23 protein-coding genes are annotated in these 20,203 nt (G+C 41.6%); 14 read left to right on the forward strand and 9 right to left on the reverse strand.

Features of this window, described 5'->3' with window-relative positions; genetic code table 11:
* Positions 1 to 11 precede the first annotated feature (11 nt).
* The 11 genes from V7O67_RS01030 (at position 12) to V7O67_RS01080 (ending at position 10,113) form a co-directional block, all read left to right on the forward strand.
* Positions 12 to 470 (forward strand): bifunctional nuclease family protein, encoded by a 459-nt coding sequence (locus tag V7O67_RS01030; protein ID WP_406670568.1) that lies wholly within the window; start codon positions 12 to 14, stop codon positions 468 to 470.
* A gap of 100 nt (positions 471 to 570) precedes the next feature.
* The gene (locus V7O67_RS01035; RefSeq protein ID WP_342303665.1) at positions 571 to 1,515 is read left to right on the forward strand and encodes an IS5 family transposase; all 945 of its coding nucleotides are present in this window, start codon (positions 571 to 573) and stop codon (positions 1,513 to 1,515) included.
* Between the two features lie 154 nt (positions 1,516 to 1,669).
* Entirely contained in the window at positions 1,670 to 2,377 is a 708-nt protein-coding gene (locus V7O67_RS01040; RefSeq protein WP_342303869.1) for a DUF1614 domain-containing protein, read from the forward strand.
* 796 nt (positions 2,378 to 3,173) lie between these two features.
* Positions 3,174 to 4,019: a hypothetical protein gene (locus V7O67_RS01045; RefSeq protein ID WP_342303868.1), complete on the forward strand. Its 846-nt coding sequence runs from the start codon at positions 3,174 to 3,176 to the stop codon at positions 4,017 to 4,019.
* Between the two features lie 298 nt (positions 4,020 to 4,317).
* Entirely contained in the window at positions 4,318 to 5,139 is an 822-nt protein-coding gene (hisF, locus tag V7O67_RS01050; RefSeq protein ID WP_406655852.1) for an imidazole glycerol phosphate synthase subunit HisF, read from the forward strand.
* Between the two features lie 10 nt (positions 5,140 to 5,149).
* Complete coding sequence (locus V7O67_RS01055; RefSeq protein ID WP_406670571.1) at positions 5,150 to 5,437, forward strand: MazG nucleotide pyrophosphohydrolase domain-containing protein; 288 nt, start codon at positions 5,150 to 5,152, stop codon at positions 5,435 to 5,437.
* Positions 5,438 to 5,535: 98 nt separating this feature from the next.
* Positions 5,536 to 6,525: a PGF-CTERM sorting domain-containing protein gene (locus tag V7O67_RS01060; RefSeq protein WP_342303865.1), complete on the forward strand. Its 990-nt coding sequence runs from the start codon at positions 5,536 to 5,538 to the stop codon at positions 6,523 to 6,525.
* On the forward strand, positions 6,522 to 6,824 hold the full coding sequence (locus V7O67_RS01065) for a hypothetical protein (protein ID WP_342303864.1): 303 nt from the start codon (positions 6,522 to 6,524) through the stop codon (positions 6,822 to 6,824). The genes V7O67_RS01060 and V7O67_RS01065 overlap by 4 nt, the downstream gene beginning before the upstream one ends.
* 90 nt (positions 6,825 to 6,914) lie before the next feature.
* Positions 6,915 to 9,401, forward strand: a complete 2,487-nt coding sequence (locus V7O67_RS01070; RefSeq protein WP_342303863.1) for a DUF3656 domain-containing protein — start codon at positions 6,915 to 6,917, stop codon at positions 9,399 to 9,401.
* Entirely contained in the window at positions 9,398 to 9,817 is a 420-nt protein-coding gene (locus V7O67_RS01075; protein ID WP_342303862.1) for a nucleoside 2-deoxyribosyltransferase, read from the forward strand. The genes V7O67_RS01070 and V7O67_RS01075 overlap by 4 nt, the downstream gene beginning before the upstream one ends.
* Before the next feature lie 50 nt (positions 9,818 to 9,867).
* Entirely contained in the window at positions 9,868 to 10,113 is a 246-nt protein-coding gene (locus V7O67_RS01080; RefSeq protein ID WP_342303860.1) for a pro-sigmaK processing inhibitor BofA family protein, read from the forward strand.
* Here V7O67_RS01080 and V7O67_RS01085 read toward each other — a convergent pair.
* Both V7O67_RS01085 and lysS read right to left on the reverse strand, forming a co-directional pair.
* On the reverse strand, positions 10,110 to 10,772 hold the full coding sequence (locus tag V7O67_RS01085) for a methyltransferase domain-containing protein (protein WP_342303859.1): 663 nt from the start codon (positions 10,770 to 10,772) through the stop codon (positions 10,110 to 10,112). The two genes, V7O67_RS01080 and V7O67_RS01085, sit on opposite strands and share 4 nt — an antisense overlap.
* A gap of 2 nt (positions 10,773 to 10,774) precedes the next feature.
* Entirely contained in the window at positions 10,775 to 12,367 is a 1,593-nt protein-coding gene (gene lysS, locus V7O67_RS01090) for a lysine--tRNA ligase (protein WP_342303858.1), read from the reverse strand.
* Positions 12,368 to 12,575: 208 nt separating this feature from the next.
* On the opposite strand from lysS, the gene V7O67_RS01095 reads away from it, so the two are divergent.
* Positions 12,576 to 12,800 carry a hypothetical protein gene (locus V7O67_RS01095; RefSeq protein ID WP_406670574.1) on the forward strand — a complete coding sequence of 75 codons (225 nt, stop codon included), beginning with the start codon at positions 12,576 to 12,578 and terminating at the stop codon, positions 12,798 to 12,800.
* A 12-nt stretch (positions 12,801 to 12,812) separates the two neighbouring features.
* Here V7O67_RS01095 and V7O67_RS01100 read toward each other — a convergent pair whose 3' ends face one another.
* From V7O67_RS01100 to V7O67_RS01130, 7 genes are read right to left on the reverse strand one after another with little or no spacing between them, the layout of a single operon-like run.
* Positions 12,813 to 13,598 (reverse strand): C15orf41 family protein, encoded by a 786-nt coding sequence (locus tag V7O67_RS01100; protein ID WP_406670576.1) that lies wholly within the window; start codon positions 13,596 to 13,598, stop codon positions 12,813 to 12,815.
* The gene (locus tag V7O67_RS01105) at positions 13,582 to 14,214 is read right to left on the reverse strand and encodes an endonuclease III domain-containing protein (RefSeq protein ID WP_406670578.1); all 633 of its coding nucleotides are present in this window, start codon (positions 14,212 to 14,214) and stop codon (positions 13,582 to 13,584) included. The genes V7O67_RS01100 and V7O67_RS01105 overlap by 17 nt, the downstream gene beginning before the upstream one ends.
* Positions 14,215 to 14,229: 15 nt before the next feature.
* A complete protein-coding gene (locus V7O67_RS01110; protein ID WP_342303854.1) occupies positions 14,230 to 14,721 on the reverse strand; it encodes a hypothetical protein in 492 nt (163 codons plus the stop codon).
* A gap of 24 nt (positions 14,722 to 14,745) precedes the next feature.
* Positions 14,746 to 15,594, reverse strand: a complete 849-nt coding sequence (locus V7O67_RS01115) for a ribose-phosphate diphosphokinase (protein ID WP_406670580.1) — start codon at positions 15,592 to 15,594, stop codon at positions 14,746 to 14,748.
* Between the two features lie 55 nt (positions 15,595 to 15,649).
* Positions 15,650 to 16,126, reverse strand: a complete 477-nt coding sequence (gene moaC / locus V7O67_RS01120; protein WP_406670582.1) for a cyclic pyranopterin monophosphate synthase MoaC — start codon at positions 16,124 to 16,126, stop codon at positions 15,650 to 15,652.
* A gap of 12 nt (positions 16,127 to 16,138) precedes the next feature.
* Entirely contained in the window at positions 16,139 to 16,321 is a 183-nt protein-coding gene (locus tag V7O67_RS01125; RefSeq protein WP_406670584.1) for a hypothetical protein, read from the reverse strand.
* Between the two features lie 12 nt (positions 16,322 to 16,333).
* Positions 16,334 to 17,800: an NAD(P)H-hydrate dehydratase gene (locus tag V7O67_RS01130; RefSeq protein ID WP_342303850.1), complete on the reverse strand. Its 1,467-nt coding sequence runs from the start codon at positions 17,798 to 17,800 to the stop codon at positions 16,334 to 16,336.
* 103 nt (positions 17,801 to 17,903) lie between these two features.
* On the opposite strand from V7O67_RS01130, the gene V7O67_RS01135 reads away from it, so the two are divergent.
* Positions 17,904 to 19,388 (forward strand): DHH family phosphoesterase, encoded by a 1,485-nt coding sequence (locus V7O67_RS01135; protein WP_406670585.1) that lies wholly within the window; start codon positions 17,904 to 17,906, stop codon positions 19,386 to 19,388.
* A gap of 57 nt (positions 19,389 to 19,445) precedes the next feature.
* Entirely contained in the window at positions 19,446 to 20,174 is a 729-nt protein-coding gene (locus V7O67_RS01140; protein WP_342303848.1) for a YkgJ family cysteine cluster protein, read from the forward strand.
* The last annotated feature ends 29 nt before the right edge of the window (positions 20,175 to 20,203 follow it).

Here is a 20,203-nt window from a genome sequence, read left to right on the forward strand (position 1 = left end):
GGCCGGTGTCAATGAACTCTGAGAATAATATAAAAAAAGTTACTGTTAAAGGGGTGTTCATGATCAACATCTTCGGGAAGGCTGTTCCTGCTCTTATGCTTGAAGATGAAGATGGCCTCCTTATGCCAATACATATAGGCCAGTCAGAAGCGCTGTCAATTAATTCAGTGATGAAGAACGAGACCATGCCAAGACCTATGACGCATGATCTTATCGTGTCTATACTTGAAAGACTGGGTGCAAAGGTTGATAGAGTACTGATTGATGAGAAGGTCGATAATATCTACTATGCCAGGATAACGCTGAAAGTGGACGGCGTTAGCATGGAGTTTGATGCAAGGCCAAGTGATTGTATTGCTATTGCCCTGAGAAATGATGCAGTCATTATGATAAACGAGGATGTTTTTAACGACGATTCCATCTCTAAGGAAAATTTCCAGGGATCTAAGGCAATTACGGGAATTGTTTAGACCCGCCTTACCCAAAAAAGTATAGAGGATTTCGATAAACTACCATCAATACCCATACAATTTAATAAAATTTAAATAATAGCAAAGCAAATTTACTATTATGGATTCTTTTACTGATTTTGCCTTAAATGAAGAATATAAGCGTCTCCAATCTGTCGGAGATAAGCTTGCTGAAATTGAATATTTAGTAGATTGGAAGCCTTTTCGCCCTATTCTGGAGTCAATGTACATAAACAGAACAGCTTCAGGCGGACGGCCTGAAGCTGATGTTATTGTAATGTTCAAGATGCTTGTTCTGCAACAATGGCATGGTCTTTCTGATGCTGAGCTTGAAAAGCAGTGTATTGACAGGATATCCTTTAGGAAATTCCTGGGATTTCCTGAATATGTACCAGACAGTACAACTGTCTGGTCATTCAGGAAGAGAATTATCGACAATGGTAAAGAAAAAGCGGTGTGGGATGAAATGCAGAATCAGCTTGATGCTCTTGGTTTGAAGATTAAAAAAGGAATGATCCAGGATGCAACTTTTATTCACTCAGATCCAGGACATGCAAAAGCAGATGTACTCAGAGGAAAAGATGCGAAAACAAGAAGAAGCAAAGATGGAACCTGGACTAAGAAAAATGGTAAATCTCACTTTGGATACAAACTTCATACAATTATTGATAAGGATTATGAACTAATCAGAAGATTTGAGACAACAACTGCATCACTTCACGATTCACAGGTTGATCTGTCTGAAAAGGGTGAAGTGGTGTATAGAGATAAAGGATATTTTGGAGCAATAGCAAAAGGTTTTGCAGCAACAATGCAACGAGCTGTAAGAGGACATCCTTTAGGAATAATGGATATCCTCAGAAATGAAAGAATAAGTGTGAAAAGAGTCCCTTGCGAAAGAGTGTATGCAGTGACAAAAGAAATATTTAAAACCAGAAAGGTTCTTGTTACAACTGTAGAAAGAGTGAATGCAAAAATGTTGATGACAGCTTTTTGTTTTAATCTGCATCAATTGAGGACACTAAAAACCAAAGGAGTAATTTAGGATAGCGGGAGCTATACTAAAAATAAGGATTAATGAAGAGAAATTAAACAAAATGATAAAAAATGAGAGGATATAATTGAGTTTGAATACTTTAATGATCTAAAATGAGGGAATATCGAAATCCTCTATATATTGTTAACAAGGACAATATGCTATGAGGCACCGGATATTTTATAATCCTTTTACGTTTATTTTTACGCTGATACTCACTTTAATCCTTGCTTTCAGTATTTCCGTGCTTTTCTTCGGTTTTGTGAGCAGTGCCTTTGCAAAGATAGGTTTCTCATGGGAAGATGCACTTATCCTGCTTCTTGCCTCACTTATCGGAAGCAATATCAATATACCCCTGAAAACTATCGAGTCTAAGACCCCAATTGAGGAGCAGAGATACATAAAGGTCTTCGGAGTCTCATACCGTGTCCCATTCAGGAAGACACATACCACAAGGACAACCGTAGCCATTAACGTAGGCGGAGCACTCATCCCAACCATTGTCTCCTTCTACCTGCTAACCCTATTCCCCAATGCCGTTATCTACGCCCTCTACGCCACCCTGTTCGTTGCCCTGATCACAAAAGCTGTTGCCAGACCGGTCAGAGGCGTGGGCATCGTTTCCCCTGCACTACTCCCACCAATAGCCGCAGCTCTGAGCTCCATCATCATCGTCTACACAACCAATGTCCAGCACGAACTCATCTTCGCTATAGCCTACACCAGCGGCACTCTGGGCACCCTGATAGGCGCCGACCTGCTGAACATGCGCGCAATTACCAAACTGGGAGCTCCAGTTGTGAGTATCGGCGGCGCAGGAACTTTTGACGGTGTGTTTTTGGCTGGAGTTATTGCGGTGTTGTTGGTTTGAAATAGGGAGAAAAGCCTTTTTTGGATTAAAAATGCAATGATTGCAAAAAATGTAATTTATCCCATTATTTTACTTTAGATTAAAAATCATCACGAGTTGATTTTTGACTTAAAAAAACCTCAAGCCCCTAATTTCAAACCAAACACACATTCCTTTCACCCTTAACCTAAGTGACAGAATAATTTAACAAAACATAAATACTTGCTAAATAATCTGACAAATAAGGCACGGTGACATGCATAAAATGTGTGGCTTTGGCTGAAACTCGCATACCAACCATAATTGATTAGAGAGGAGCACGTGCATTTTAAATCACTTACCACATAGCTTGCGCTTTAGATAATAATAGAAAAATAGTTATTTTTTTAGCGGTACATATGCCCCAAAATAATATGACAACACCTATATAGAAGGTGATTATTGAGGCGCTATGATTTGCACAACCCGTTTTTAGATAGCTATTAAATCCCACTCCCCACACTATTAGCGAATTCATGAACGCGCCTCGATTTAAAATGTTTGTGAGTTTTATGATGTTTTACTGAACCATATTTAGTCCTATTCTGAAAAACATTTATTTTTTAAATGTACATAATAATTAATCAAAATGACTGATTTGTATTCATTTTTCAAAAGTATGAACATGATTCTTTTATATAGATACATAAATGTATTTTATTATCGACATAGGTATCTCTGAAACCAATTTGTTATGAACCGGACATGTATCATAGATTCAAAACCAAAACACATATTAAAACTTCAGGATAATAAAAAATCAGGATCAAGTCGTAATATGAGTGAAGAACTATTTTACCAGAATCAATTACAGAATCTGGAAGACATTAAAACCACATATTTCAGTCAGCTTGATGAAGTTGATAAAAAGCGTGCTGAGATTGCTTTGAAAAAAGAGCAAATAAAAGCCGATGAATCACTGCTTATCGAAGAATATCATAAAATCCGTGAAGCAAAAAAACTGATTTCCCTTGAATATGAAAAACTTATTATCAAAACCGATGAACTGAAGTTTGCAAAGAAGGAATACGAGAGAAAAAGAGAGGAATTCTCAAAAAATGAAAGAGAACTTGAATATCAGATGAAAAAATATGAAGTGGATAATGATTCCCTTCAAAAAAGAAAAGCAGAAAATTACAGGATAATTCGCTCCCAATACGAAGAAGAATTAACTGTTAGTAAAAGACAAAAGAGACTTACAAAAACCAAGACCAGGCTTGATAGAAAGGTCGAGAAGATTGCAGCGCAAAAAGATGAGATAGCATCCCATGAAATCGACAACGAGATTGAAAATGAAAAAATTGAGCGCAGACGCGAATATGTCAAGCACCTTAATGAGACCTTATCCTTCAGGGAGAAGGAAATCGAATCCCGAGATAATGAGCTTGCAGAACTAAAACAAAAAAACGAGGAAGAAATAGGAAAACAGGTAACCATCCAGAAGCAACACATTGGCATAAGGAAAAAGGATGCCAGAATAGAGCAACAATTAGATTATATCAAAATCCTTGAACATGATATCCTTGAGCTTGAACATAAACTCAAAAAAACATGCGAAGAACTCAGACTTATTAGGATTTATTCAAAAATATTTGAACAAAATCTCGAACTTATCAAAACTTAAATTCTAAAAAAACTTAAAAAGTCCAATGAGCTCACATACAAGACACGAGAATATGCTATAAGAAACGTTTTTTTGGCGGAAACTACATACAAATTACTATTTACAGAGAAATACATGCACCTTTTCATATCTATTCTACTTGCATGAAGCTCTGAATAATATCTTAATCATTACCATTCAATATGAGGACACAACAAGTATTAAATAAAGAATTGATGTCTTCTTATTAAATATACCACCTGTCAGCTTTGCTGGCAGGGACGAATAATCAAATGCAGTGAAAGGGATAAAATCATACATGCTTACAAAAAGGATCATACCGTGTCTTGATGTTACGCTTGATGAGGAAGGCGGGACTGTAGTCAAGGGAATAGAATTCGTAGACCTCAGAAAGGCAGGTGACCCTGTAGAGCTTGCCAAGCAATACAACGAGCAGGGAGCAGACGAACTTGTCTTCCTGGATATCACAGCATCCCATGAAGGACGCTCCACTATGATCAATGTCATCGAGAGAACCGCTGACGAGGTATTCATTCCTCTCACCGTGGGAGGAGGCATAAACTCCATTGAGGACGTCCGCCAGATACTGCGTGCCGGTGCCGACAAAGTATCCATCAACACGGCAGCCGTGAAAAACCCGCAGCTAATCAAGGAAGCTTCTGAAATATTCGGCGCCCAGTGCATTGTCACAGCCATCGACTGCAAAAGAAACACCAATATTGAGGACAATTCCGACAAGACCATCCTTGAGCTGGAAGACGGCACCCTTGCATGGTACGAGGTTGTCATCTACGGCGGACGCCAGCCCACTGGTCTCGATGCCGTGCAATGGGCTAAAAAGGTCGAAGAGCTGGGATCAGGGGAAATTCTGCTCACCAGTATGGACAGGGACGGCACCTATGACGGTTTCGACATACCCATTACAAAGAAGCTTTCCGAAGAACTGGAAATACCCATCATTGCATCCGGTGGAGTAGGCAATCCTGAGCACATGTATGAGGGATTTGTAAATGGAAAAGCCGATGCTGCCCTGGCAGCAAGTATTTTCCACTTCGGAGAATACACCGTCAACGACACCAAAGAATACCTCAAAGATAAAAGCATACCAGTCAGGCTTTGAAGGTGATAAAGTGGAGATCGCAGAGTTCCAGCAACTCATGTCTGACCTGTACGCACATAACGATAAAAGGCGAGGACCCACTGCAACCATGCTCTGGTTGGTGGAAGAGGTAGGCGAACTTGCAGAAGCAATCCGCAGGGACGACAAAGAAAACATCAGGGAAGAGCTTGCAGACTGCTTTGCCTGGGTGGGAGCCCTGGCAAACCTTTACGACATAGACCTTGAAGCAGCATTTCTCGAGAAATATCCCGATAAGTGCCCCACCTGTGGTAAAAAGCCCTGTATCTGTACGGACTAATCTCTTTTGCACCAAACTTTGTACATTAAATTAATGGAACGAAAAAACACATAATAATGTTTATATAGTTACCTCATCTTCTGAAAAGAAGGGATACTATGAAACATGTGCGTTTAAAAATAAGTTCCTTTTTAATATTGCTCATCATTCTATTTTCCGCAGCATCCAGCGGATGCCTGCGTGATTTTGATGTGGTTGATGAAGGAACAAAGCTTATTATCACTGATATTGAAATGTCTGCAGATAGTGTCAAAAGCACATATGCTTGGCTCAATGTAACAACATACATAGAGAACTATGGATCAGACAGCAGCAATAATTCTACTATTATGATCAAAGTATTCAACAGTCAAACAGGCTTGCTTGAACTAAAACAGGAAAAAGAGATTGGATCAGTGGAAAAAGATGAAACAAAGATCATAACCCAGACGATCCACCTTCCAAAAAATGGAAATTATCGTATCAATGCAGCGATAATCCATGACGAAAAGATCACATACAATAGACAGGTCATTCTTTCAGGTATTGAGAACCTGCCAACGGACCTGCAAGAAACTGGAATCCAGATAGATGGAATTGATTTCATCGTAAGGGGAGTTAGCTCCAAGGGTGTCGTCATTGAAAATGATATCTATCTGAAAAACGAAGGGGCAGAAACCACCGGAGACTACAAGATACTCGTAAAAGCCAGGGAAATGGATGCCAGACTCATCGCCGATAAAAAATGGATCAATATAGGTGAGATAGACCCTGAAGAGACAATAATCAGATCTGTAAATCTAACTGTTCCTGACAACTACAATTACGTAGTCGAGGTCAGTATATGGAACGGCAACACCATTGTCAAGACCGGTGAAGACTATGTACAACTGAACCCTGAAAAGACCATAGACAGGGACCAGTTGGTTCAAAATAAGAATATAGACACCACTGACTTTATAGTCGAAGATGACTACGGCTGGGATTATCCGACAGAAGAAAGTCCCGAGTCTGAAGATATGCAATCCGAAAGTCCGGGCTTTACAGGAACATTGGCATCGATAGCCCTCATCTCAGCACTATACATAGCAAGGAGGAGATTGCAATGAACGAAGAAAAGGAGATCAAGGACACAACTGGGGAAAAATTGACATTTACTTCGGCTGACAAGAAAAAAGAGAAGAAAGAAAGAACACAAGAGGAGTACTTCAGGGGAGGAATGCTGCTACTGGTGGGAATTATCATTGCCATTGCGTCATTCCAGTTCTATTTTATAGTGAATGATGTTATCTACACATGGTTCAAATCACAATACGTTCCCCTTGTCAGAGCATTTTATAATCTGGCAGTGATAGGTATTGGCCTTTACATACTCAAAGCATACATTCTGAAAAAGGAAAAGAATTAATTTCTTTTCCAGCTTTAACTTTTTAACTCATTTTTTAACCCGCTTTTTTGGCTATCTTTTATATACTCTAACCTCATCTGAGCAAATATCATGCTTAGAACTCCTGAACTTTTAGCCCCTGCCGGAAATATGGAATCCCTCGTAGCTGCCGTAGAGAACGGTGCAGATGCAGTATATCTTGGAATCAAGGATTTCAGCGCCAGGGCATACGCAGGCAATTTCACCATAGAGGAATTTAAAGAGGCGCTTGACTTCGCCCACCTTCGGGGAGTTAAGGTCTACGTTACCATGAACACACTCATCAAGGACAGTGAGATGAAAATGGCCCTTAGACTCATGTACACCCTTGATGAGCTGGGAACAGATGCCATTATTGTGCAGGACATGGGCTTATTGGCACTTGCCAGAGAAATGGTCCTCACACTTCCGGTGCACGCAAGCACCCAGATGACCACACACAACACCGAAGGAGTCCTTTTACTGAAGGAAATGGGTGTCAAAAGAGCAGTCCTTGCAAGGGAACTCTCACTTGAAGAGATAAAAATTATCAAATCAGAAACAGGAGTAGAAATTGAGGCTTTCGTTCACGGAGCACTCTGTATCTGCTACTCAGGTCAGTGTCTCATGAGCAGTTTGATAGGAGGCAGGAGTGGTAACCGTGGCTACTGCGCCCAACCATGCCGCAAACAATACAAATTACTGAATAACGGACTGGAAACAAAAACAGAAGGAAAATATCTTTTAAGTCCAAAAGATCTAAACACATCAGAGTTACTACCTGAACTCGTAAATTCAGGAATTGATTCCTTCAAAATAGAAGGTCGTATGAAACGCCCCGAATACGTTGCCGGGGTTGTAAGCATATACCGTCGCCTGATAGATAGGTTTGCAGCGGACCCCGACAATTACTTCGTAACTCAAGAAGAATCCACACAACTTGAGCAGCTCTTCAACAGGGAATTCACAACAGCTTATTTCGAAGGTGACCCGGCAGGTGACCTTATGAGCCGCCAAAGACCACATAACCAGGGCATCATAATTGGAAAAGTGAGTGGATACAACCAGAAACGCAGCAGCCTGCTAATAGAACTCACCGGAGAACTTGAACTCGGAGATGGAATTGGTTTTGAAGGCTACCGTGAGTCAGGAACCATAATAAGAGGGATGTTCGTTGATAACGAGCCGGTAAAGAATGCAGGAAATGGTGACATCATCTCCACTAATTTTGAAGAGAAACTTAAGGCCGGAACAATCGTTTACAAAACACTGGATGATTCCTTGATGAAAGAGCTACAGAGTTCATTTAGCTCACCTTCACCAATACGCAAAATCCCTGTATCCGTTAGTATGAAGGCACACATCGGAGAGAAAATGGAACTCTCAGTTTCTGATGATGAAAATAACAGCTCAAAGGTTATTTCAGATTATGTGGTTGAAAAATCCCAGAAGAGGCCAACAACTGCAGAAGATGTGAAAAAACAACTTTCCAAGACAGGAAACACAGTTTTTGAGCCTGCTGATATCAAGATAGATATCCCTGAAGACGCATTCATACCCATAAAGGAACTGAACAACGCAAGGACTGAAGCAATATCAGAACTTGAAAAATTGAGAATAGACAAGTACAGAAGACAGCCACACATCAAGCCTGCCACTGATAGTGCCCCAACAGCAGTGGAAGAAAAAGAAGAGCATGAACCGGAGAGCAGTGAAGAAAGAATACTGCTTTCTGTCAGTGTTAACAATTCCAAAGCCCTCAAATCTGCAATCAAGGGTGGAGCAGATATCGTATATCTTGATAGCGATGGAAAGATGCTTGAAAATGAAGAGTGGAGCTCAGCCATTGCTTTTGCTACAGAAAAAGAAATACCATTGTACCTTCATACCCCTGTGATCGTAAAAGATGCGGAAATGGGAAAACTTACGGACAGGATAGAACTGGCAAAAAAGCTCGGCTTTAGTGGAGTTGTAGTCGCAAATGCGGGAGTTTTCAGAAGGATTTTGGAATCAGCAGCATCCGATATGAAAATTATAACTGACAGTCCCATGAATGTATTCAACCGGAATACTCTTGAATTCCTGACAGAGAAAGGCGCAGACACTGTGGTTCTTTCAGCGGAAATGAATCTCGGACAGATAACAAAGATAGCAAAATACGGCAATTGTGAATACATCGTACACGGCGGCATTCAGGTAATGGAATCTGAACATTGTCTTATAGGTGGCATACTGGGCAACAAGGAAGATTGCGGTTCCCATTGTAAGAGTGGCAAATTCGAGTTAGTTGATGAGAAAGGTTATGAATTCCTGGTACGAACTGATTCAGATTGCAGAACACATGTATATAATTCAAGGGAGCTCTGCCTGCTGGAAGACGTACCACACCTTATCAATGCAGGTCTTTCAAGACTCAGAATAGATGCAAGAACGATGAAGAACGAACATGTGGAAAAAGCTACACGTGCCTACAGGGATGGAATCGATTCTCACCTCAGTAAAAACAAAAGGCAAGCATGGGAATCCAGTGATATTAGTGAATATCCCACAAGAGGACATTACCACAGAGGGGTACTATGAACGTATTCCTTTCAGCATCAATCAGAGGAGGCAGGGATATGCTGTCCACTTATATTGAGATGTGTAGCTATCTTCAAGAGAATGGACATGATGTACTTAGCTGGCATGTAGCTGACCCGGAACTTGAAAAAACCGAATCTCTGCTAACAGAGCGGGAGATATACATACGTGACATGGAGTTCCTTGAAAAAAGCCACTGCGTTATAGCTGAAGTGAGCATTCCTTCTATTGGCGTTGGTTATGAAATTTCCAGCGCACTACACAGGGAACTTCCGGTCCTGTGTTTGCACACGCCTGATTCAAACGTTTCTGCGATGATACTTGGAGATAAAAGAATCATCACCAAAGAATATGATAGTATCAATGCCATGAAGGAAGAAATTGACCTATTCCTTAAAGCTTCCAACAAACCTTAATTTTTTAGTAATCATTAAATACTTATCATCGTAATATAAAAGTGGTGATCATGGTAACTGAAATAGTGATTCTTATCGTAGCTATCGTAGCTGCAATTCTTCTCTGGAAGGTATTAAAGACTGTAAAAAACATGGTAATTAACACTATCATGGGACTTATAGTGCTCGTTGTCGCAAATCTGGTATTTGGACTGGAAATTGCTTACGACTGGATAGTCATTTTGGTCTGTGCAATTGCAGGCATCGTAGGTGCATTGCTGATAATTGCATTAAGCTATCTTGGAATTGCATTCTAAAGGCGGACTATTGCCCTTAGCTGATGGCGCCTGTGTGGCTTGCCATCAAATATTTTCTCTGAGATATTATCTTTCATTTCTATAATTTCAAATCCGCAGAGCAGAGATGAAAGCTCCTCTTTCGTAAAGTAGTGGTATATAATACCGCTTTTCCTGCAGAAGGTGTTTTTTTCGATCTCTTCGCCACCGTATCTCATATCCCCGGTCCCGAAAACTTCAATGACAAGAATAGCTCCGCTTTTCATGATTCTCTTAATCTCACTTATTGCCATCTGTCTTTCCTCTTCCATCAGATGCTGGACGACACCAAGACAAAGGACAGCATCAAAAGAATTATCAGAAAAAGGAAGGGAGGTTATGCTTGATACAAGGCATTCAGCCTGCGAATTATCATTGCTATTGTTCTTGGAAATGTAAGAGCGAGCCCTGCTAACAGCAGTTGCTGATACATCAGTACCCACTGACTCATATTTACGGGATAGAGGAAGAAGGAATCTGCCATTTCCACAACCAAGATCAAGCACACGGGATGAAGGGATTATCAACCCCTCAAGCATTGATATCGACCTGGGACCCCCCCATGTCACATGTTTGTATTCTTCATCCCAGGCAAAGAAATGAGACTTTGAACTATTGCCCGGGAAAGAACTGTTTTCCATGATCAGGGTCTGTATGCTGCTGCATCCCTGAAGCGTTTGATAAGGAAGTCCTTCTCGAGTGAGGAAAGGAACCAGCCTGCCTTTGGACCTGATGCCTGGTCGAGTACAGAGATGTATATTGCCTTGAAGAGTTCCTTAGGATTTACTTCCAATGACTCCGGGCTTACATCCACTGCAGCCGCTATCATTGTATTTAATTCGGAGCCAGCTTCCTTTGAGGAATATACCAGATTATGATAGTCCTCACCTGTCAATTCACCACTTTTTTCCAGCATGTCTGAGAATGAGTTCAGGAATGCTCTCTGGAAGGGAGTGAGATTTGCAGCATTTACAGATATTCCTTCTTGTACACTGAACTTTGCATTGTCAGGAGCATACATCTCAAGCCAGTTTCCTACATTATCAGTAAGTTCACGTATGCACTTTTCATTTGAAGTATCATAGCCTGCTCTTTTGACAATGTTCATTATTCTATCAAAATCGCCTGCTGCAACCTGATATATCGTAGTCATGTGCTTAAAGGGGATATCCGTATGGCAAAGCCCTGCTGCGTGTGAGAGCTCTATCATCCTTTTATCGTATGATGTAGCCTTGTCACTTGATTGCAGGCGTTCGAACTCATCAACAAGTGTGAGCAGCGGTAATGCCGGGTCGAACCTTATATGCTTTTCAGGCTTTGTGCGGATGATAAGGTAACGCAGTACCTCAGGAGGGACTACCTTAAGCATATCTGAAATGGAAACAACAACACCTGTTGATGATGACATGGCACCTTTTTGACCAAGCATGATCCATTCATAGACTATTGGATGCGGAGCCTCATATCCGAATATATCTTTGACTATATCCTGCCCCGTATCATATGAACCGCCCCTTGATGCATGATCTTTTCCGAAAGGCTCTACTGAAACCCCAAGTGCCTTCCACCTGGCTGGCCAGTCCACACGCCATGTGAGTTTACCGCCACCCTTCATAGATACTGTTCCACTGTGTCCGCATGAACAATCATAACCCACAGTCTCTGCATCCAGATCAAAACCAGTTACAATTGTCGTGTTGACCTTACCACATTCAAGGCAAATCGGATTGAAAGGATTCCAGGTCTCGACCGGAACCTTGCCAGATCTCTTCTGCAGGATTTCTGCGATCTCATCCTTCTTTGCAAGAGCCTGTTTTATAGCTTCAACATAGACCCCCTCTTTGTAGAGCTCATCTGCCCTGTAGACTTTCGGATGGATTCCCAGATGATCAAGAGCTTCCAGGAAAGGTTCAAGGAAGTGTTCCGAATAATTCTTGTGTTCGCCGCATGGACATGGAACCTCCGAAAGAGGTTTACCAACATGTTCTGCATAACTTTCATCCAGAAAAGGATAGACTTTTCTAAGTGGGTCGTAGGTATCTGCAATGTAGATGAACTCAGCCTCTGCACCTTTGTCAATAAGAGCCCTGTATGCTACATCTGCGGTTACGACCTCGCGCATGTTACCAATATGAATGTGACCTGAGGGAGTGATGCCTGTTGCAACAAGATGTTTTTTGCCCTTTGCTAACACCTCGTCTGCTATGACATCTGCCCAATGTGTAATCTCTGCCATTATTTCACCGATCTATGAATAAGAATATTGAATGTTTAGCTGTTTGAAAGCCAGTAACCTTAGATGATTGTTACTATTATAATCTTTGCTTAAGAAGAAAATACAATCAGGATTCGAGTAAGAAGTTATTGTCCCCTTACGGACAGATGGTGACCTAATACAAATGCAACTCGAAAGATATTAATAAACAGGTAGTATTCTGATAAATATGACTCGTATTACCCAGAGTTTACACAGGATGTCGATAAGCACTTCAGAGGATATCTTCAATATGAAAAACCAACGAGATCCTGAGACAAACGAGCTATGGCCTTTTTTAGTTGTTCACGGAAACCATGCCACCATCAATAAAGAAGTGGTTGTATATGACGAGGAAGGTGTATATCAAGTATATACAAAAAATGTCATGTCAAAAAAAGAACTGAATGAATAAGAGTAGCAAATTCTACCAATAAGTCTTGAAGTTCAGAAGTTCTTCGACCATATCCCAGTCCTCACCGAAGAACTCGTAATCCTTTATGAGATTACCATTATAACTGATGTCATCAATGAAACCGTACCAGTATACAACCATACCGGTACCATAATTTTCTTCATAATCGGTGAATTGTTTTTTTACATAATACTGGTGTTCTTTTTCATCACCAAATAAAGCTTTACTTTCTATCCAGGAAACCTGTACACCATCGACCTCAAGTTCTTCATCCAGCAGAAAGTCAGGAGTTTTTGTGAAGCCCTCGGCTCTCAAGTCATTTTCTGATCTGTAAGTCAATCCTTTTTCAGTAAGCCATGTAGCAAGAACAGATTCCCCCAGTTCTCCCTTTTCCGCATACAGATCATGTGCCTTCGGGGAAAAGAAGTAATCGAATTCCATTGCTTCCAGAACTTCCTTTTTGAGGCGGCCATCCGGATAATCATCCAGGTTCCTTAGGAAACCTTTCTTGGGAATTCCCATCTCTTTCAGGAGCATTGAAACCATGAGAGTTGCAGGTATATCATTTTTCTTTGCGATATCTGATATACTGTTGCCTTTTTTCCACTGCCTGTAATGCCTGTGGCCCTTGTTCTTAACCTTTGAGAAAATCCTCTTTACCTTTGTAACGATCTTCTGATTAAGTATGGAATGGATAGTACCAAGAGGCTGCGCAAACTGTTGAGCAACGCATTCTATGTCATTGACACTTTCCAGGCGGTCATATATCATTTTATAGGTTTCAATGTCCATTCTCATTCAATTCCTTCAGAATACATTCATCACATCGGTTTCTGCCACAATAGACTTTTGAGTACTCAACTATGAGAGCATGGTATTCCTTATATATTTCGATATCTTCAGGAAGTTCTGCCTCAAACATCCGTTGTAATTGCATATAATTGCCCTGGATACCGATACATTTCATCATGCGGGTTGTATAGGCATCTATGACGAATTTGGGTTTATTGGCAGCGTAGAGTACAATACTATCTGCAGTTTCATTTCCAATACCTTTAAGGGACAACATTATCTTGCGAAGTTCCTCCACAGGCATGGAAAAAACATTCTCTATCCCCTGCTGTGCAAAAAAAGTTGCTATTTCCTTAAGACGAGAAGCCTTCTGCCGGTAAAAACCGCAACATTTCACAAGCTCTTCCAGCAATTCAATATCGGCATCTGCAAGAGCCTGGACTTCAAGAAGATTATTTCCTTTCAGGCCAATAATAGCTTTTTCTACATTTGTCCATTTTGTCTGTTGGGTAAGCAAAGCCCCTATAACAACCTCAAATGCCGTGTCTGCAGGCCACCAGTATTGTGGCCCCAGTTCATCCAGAAGCAAATCGTAGACTCTGCAAAATGTTCCATTTTCCATAATTATAAAGAAGAACTATTCCCAAAATTCTTTCTCATAGTTCTCAGGAAGATCCAGGTCCATCACCTCATCCAGAGACTTGATTTTCCTGCTATCTTTTTCCTTTTTCTCATCACTGTGCCTTGATTCAATAACCGTAGTATCTTTGTTGTTGACAACCACTTCTTCCTGGCCCTCAACAAAAACCGGCTTCATTTCAGGCTTTGCAACAATGGTTTCAACATTATCATATACAGGTCTTTCAAGATGCTTCCTTTCAGCTGCCTTACCAACACCAGGTTCCGGCCAGGATCTGCTTTCACGCCCTGTTTGTTTGCCAAGCCTTGTGCGTGTACTTTGGGCATAGGTGTCTTCCATTGGCATGGACTTTGAAAGCTCTTTATGAGTTGAACTATACCCTATTACGCATTGCTCGTCCCCTGTACGCCATTCGACTACGTAAAGGTGGCAGTCTTTCTTCTTACAGTGGGAAACTCCGTCCCTGGGGCAAACATCGGGTAACGTCATGATCAATCCTCAATATAATAATGATTATATACTTCTTAAAGCATTGGCTATGAGAGGCGCAACACTGACACAACTCTGTGCTTTTTCTATTGTATCTGTTGCAATGATATCTTTTACCCCCGCATTGAATAAGCGCAACACAGCATTTCTTGCCAGCACCGGATGCACACATGCCAGATACACATCTTTTGCACCCTGGCTTTTGAGAAGCTTTATTGACTCAACCATCGTCCCTCCGGTCGCGATCATATCATCAATGATGATGATATCCCTGTCCATTACGTCAACATGCTTGGCCTTGATAGAAACGGTGTCACCTGAATGACGGACCTTTTCCAGATAATCAAATTCAAAACCCACGTCATCTGCAGTATTTTCTGCAAGGCTTATTGCACCCTTGTCAGGTGATACTATCAGGGGATCGCTGAGATTAAGAGACCTTATGTGGTAACCGATCAAACGGGATGCATCCAGATCAAAGGCATCAGCATTGAAATAGTCCAATACATTGGCCTCATGTACATTCACGGTAAAGACCCTGTCTGCATTTATTGTTCTTGCAATAGCCCTTGCACTGATAGGCTCGCCTGTTTTGAATTTCTTATCCTGTCTTGCATACCCCATGTAAGGGATGACAACATTGATGACAGGTGAATCCTCACATGCATCTATGAGCTGTAGCAGTGCTACAAAATCAGAATCTGTCATCGTGCTCTGTATGATGGTTACTTCATCAACATCCTCATCAAGTATGCGGGTATAAAGTTCGCCGTCCGGAAACCTGGTGAAATCACTTATCGTAGGTTCCAGATTAAGTTCCCTTGCAACACGTGATGAAAGAGCCTGAGACGCGGGTCCTCCTATAATCTTCAAATAATTTACCTCTTTAGAACTTCATTTTTGTATTGGTAATGTATCATACAATACATTAGTTTTGGTCGCCTTTTATTTTCTCAACGACTTTTATGTTACGTATACAGGTATGGGGATAGTTACCTGTGTTGTCCTTTTCGGCAGACTTAACCATGTCCCACACTGTAAGAAGTGCTACAGAGACACCTGTAAGTGCTTCCATTTCAACACCGGTTCTTCCTAAAGAACGTACTTCAACAATTGCGGAAACATGTTCTTCACCAATGGAGAAATCCACATCAACACTTGTAATTGGTATCTGATGGCACATTGGTATCATTTCCGGTGTTTTCTTGACGGCCAGTATAGCAGCGATCCTTGCAGTTGAAAGAACATTCCCTTTCTCAACAGTCCCTGTGCGTATCCTTTCTATGGTTGCATCATTGAGAACTATCTCTCCGGAAGCTATCGCTTTCCTTACAATGACATCTTTGCTGCTGATGTCCACCATGACCGCCCGGTCGTCCTGAATGTGTGTGAATTCTTTTTTCAACAGATCACCGTTTTAATCGATCCTTAGATTCTGCCTCTGGAAGTAATCCTCAATGGTGCTATTTAGTTTTTCTTCCAGGTCCCTTGCCTCAGTAAGGCTGAGTTTAAGGATTTCCTCATCCTTTCCGTGATTTATAGCTATTCGTACCCACTTTCTTTCGATATCCACGTTTATTATTCTGTTGTCCTGCCCCATATCAAAACACCTCTACATAACATCTGTAATCCGTTCAATTATATCTGTCGCAAGCAAACCAGATCCCTTTTCTTCAAAAGCGAGGTCGCCTGCGCCACCACTTATGAATACCGCACATGATGCGGCATCCATGGCATCATTGATTGCAAACAAAGCTCCAGTGATGCCTGTTAGTACATCACCTGTACCCCCTACAGTCATACCTGCGTTCCCTGTTCTGTTAAGCCGCATGATCTGCCCGTTTGAAATTATATCAATTCCACCTTTCAGGATCAGTGTGACTTCTTTTTGCCCGGCAAACTGGTTTACAAGATTTTTCATTTCATCAAGAGCGTGAGGAACTGCCATCCCCGATAAGCGGGAAAATTCCGCAGAATGAGGGGTCAAAATGAATTCACCCTCACTTTTCACAGGCAAATTCAGATTGAAAAGTGCATCCGCATCAACTACTGCCTTTTTACAGAAAGTCAAGAGTTGCTCCACTGTTTCAAGGGTTTCTGCATCCCGGCCAATACCAGGTCCTATGACAGCAACATCATGAGATGTTATAAGACCCTTCAGTACAGGCAGATTTTCAGGGTTCAGCCGCTTACCTGAAAGTGGTACAACTATTAAATTAGAAGAGAAGGAGGCAACTGTGTCTGCAACGTTCTCAGGTACTGCCACTGTCACAATATCGGCACCTGTACGAAGTGCTGCCATGGCTGCAAGGCCCGGGGCCCCGTAGTAGGCACCACCACCTACCACAAGAACACGACCTGAGTTCCCTTTATGAGAATGTTGTCCCCTGTGAGCAAGGTTCATCAGGTCACCGGGACCCACATAATCCTCTGCATCCATGCAGACACCGATAGGAACCACTTTCACTGCACCTGTGTACTTGCCACATCCAGGGAGTTCCAGACCGGTTTTCATTCTATGAAAGGTAATTGTCATATCGGCAAAAACACTTTTTGCAATCTCTCCACCATCAAGGTCATACCCTGAAGGGGAATCTATAGAGAGGACATACGAACCGGAAGAATTTATCAGATCTATAGCAGTAGATTCCGGCTCTCTTGGAGCACCTTTTATCCCGGAACCCAAAATCCCGTCAACAATAATATCAGCATTGTTCCATCCGCAATACTGTTCCAGCTCTTTTGAGTCAGTAATTTCCCTTAGTTCTTTTATACCACTGTATGTAAGAAGGGAAAAATTATGCATTGATTCTTCTGTTCTGATACGGGAAGAATGGCCCAGAAGTATCACCCTTACATCGTAAGCATCATTTAGCGCAAGGTGTCTTGCAGCAACGAATGTATCGCCCCCGTTGTTGCCCCTTCCTGAAACAAAAAGAACTTCTCCAGAACTTATTCTGGAACTTATTTCCCGGGCAATTGCAGCACCTGCATTTTCCATCAATTGGAGCGGACTGAGACCAAGATATGCACAGTTAGAATCAACAGAGCGCATTTTCAAAGAGCTGATAGAGAACATGGTTACCTATTTATTCCTTAGTTTGCATTCTATTTATCAGTTGATGTATTATTTCTATAATTATATTCAAAATTATTTTATGCTAATATAACTCTTATACGAAATGGAGGTCGTTTTTATTAACAACGTTGCAAAGGAGATTAGCGCAACTGACAAAACAAAGATCAAACCCACATACCTCATACTTGGCAGTGGGAGCTTCGGTTTTGCGTTGGCCAAAGAACTCAGGGAACTTGAAAAGGACCTGATTATTGTCGACAAGGATTCACAGAAGGTGGAAACTTTACGTGATGAAGCTTACGAAGCCATTGTAGGAGATGTAAGTGACCCCACACTTCTTGACAGGATCAATACGAAGAATCTTGCAGGTATACTCATTCTGAGTTCCGACCCGCAGGCAAACAAGGCAGCTCTTGAAAACGTAAGAAAAAAGGTCTCAAGGGATGTTTATTGTGTTGCAAGGGCTCCTGATGTTATTAATATGCAGGAAATGGAGACAATGGGTGCTGACCTTGTTATCATGCCACCCAGAATGGTTGCCAAATCCCTTTCAAGGTCACTGGAACGTGCAGAAGCGATGCGAAGGGGAAATAAACTGACCCAGTGGTTTGAGGCAAACAAAGGAAGGAAACTTGCAATTGTAGTCCATGATAATCCGGACCCGGATGCAATTTCCAGTGCCCTTGCGCTAAAGACGATTGCAGCGTCCTTCAATGTGCTTGCTGATATTATATACCAGGGAGAAATCGGACATCAGGAAAACAAGGCTTTTGTAAATCTGCTGGACATCGACCTTTACAGGGCGGAAGATGTAGGATTCACAGGATATGAGAATTTAGCACTGGTTGACTGCTCAGTACCCGGTGCAAATAATTCCCTGCCACTTGAAACACGCGTAAATATAATCATTGACCACCATCCCATTCCGGACGCTGAAATCGATGCAGAGTTTATTGACATACGCCCGAACGTTGGCGCATCGTCAACTATCGTTACAAAATACCTGCAGGAACTAAATGTGGATATCGACAGCAAGCTTGCAACAGCCCTGTTGTACGGCATCAGGACCGATACCATGGACTTTAAGAGGAATACGGATTCGGCTGATCTCTCGGCTGCATCATACCTGTATCCACTTTCAGACCATGACATACTAGACCAGCTTGAACGTCCTTCTATGTCAATAGAAACTCTGGACGTATTGGGCGAAGCAATCAATAACAGACAGGTTACCGGAAGTTACTTACTCTCCAATGTTGGAAGTGTCCGTGACAGGGATACATTGCCACAGGCTGCAGACTACCTGCTAAACCTTGAAGGCATTTCAACATCGCTGGTGTTCGGAGTGAGTGAGGACAAAATATTCCTTTCGGGAAGAAGCAATGACATCCGTGTAAATCTGGGAGATGTCATGAAACGCGCTTTCGGCGAAGATGCCGGAGGAGGACATGCCAACGCAGCTGCAGCGCAGATAGAACTAGGACTTTTCAGTTCTGCAAAGGACAGGCAAACTCTTCTCAGACTGGTCAATGAGGCTGTAGTCAAGCGCTTCCTGGGTGCTGTCGGTGTAGAAGAGGCAGATGAATAACCTCTTCTAATCTTACTTTTTTGCATTAAGAAATCCTTAATTTTGAGATACCGGAAAATGAACATCAGATTCAGAGATATCCTCATCATGCAGCTGGAAGAAGAGTTGCAAACTGCAAAACAGATAGATACCGATGAACTTGCAGATGAGATCCACAATATAGGATTTGATTGCCTGATGTGTGGGAAATGCTGCCGCCGGGAACATGGAGATAACCGGGTTGCTGTTGTCCCTGCTGAGATCCGCAGCATACAAAACGGCAGCAACATTGAATGGAATAACATAGCAGAACCATTAAACATAGAAATGGACTCTGCAGAAGAAGAATACAGCTTTCAAAAAGAATCCGGCATGATAGATGAAGATGGCAATATCCATACATTCGGATGGATGCTCCACAGAAAAAAAAACAGGGATTGCACCTTTATCCCGGATGAAAAAACGGACAACCGATGCAGAATATATAAACTAAGACCACTCCTGTGCAGCACGTACCCATTCTACATGGAAGGACTCAAACTCAAAACTTCAGAATGTGAAGGACTGGGAAGGAAAAGCACATGGCTAAAAAGTAAAGAAATTGCTGACCAGGTGCTTAAAAGATACCTGTGTGAACTGCAGGATACTATCCTTACATATGAGAACTATAATGGATTCACAAAAGGTGAAAATGGACAGATTATCGCAGAATCTAACATGAAGCAAGGCTACTTAAATTACGCCGTTCATAATAGTGAGGGAACCTGTAATATAACAAAAATATTTGAATTTAAGCTTATCGATTGATTTATAATGAATAAACATTATGCAGGAAT

Source organism: Methanolobus sp. ZRKC4 (genome assembly GCF_045291305.1).
Taxonomy (GTDB): Archaea; Halobacteriota; Methanosarcinia; order Methanosarcinales; family Methanosarcinaceae; genus Methanolobus.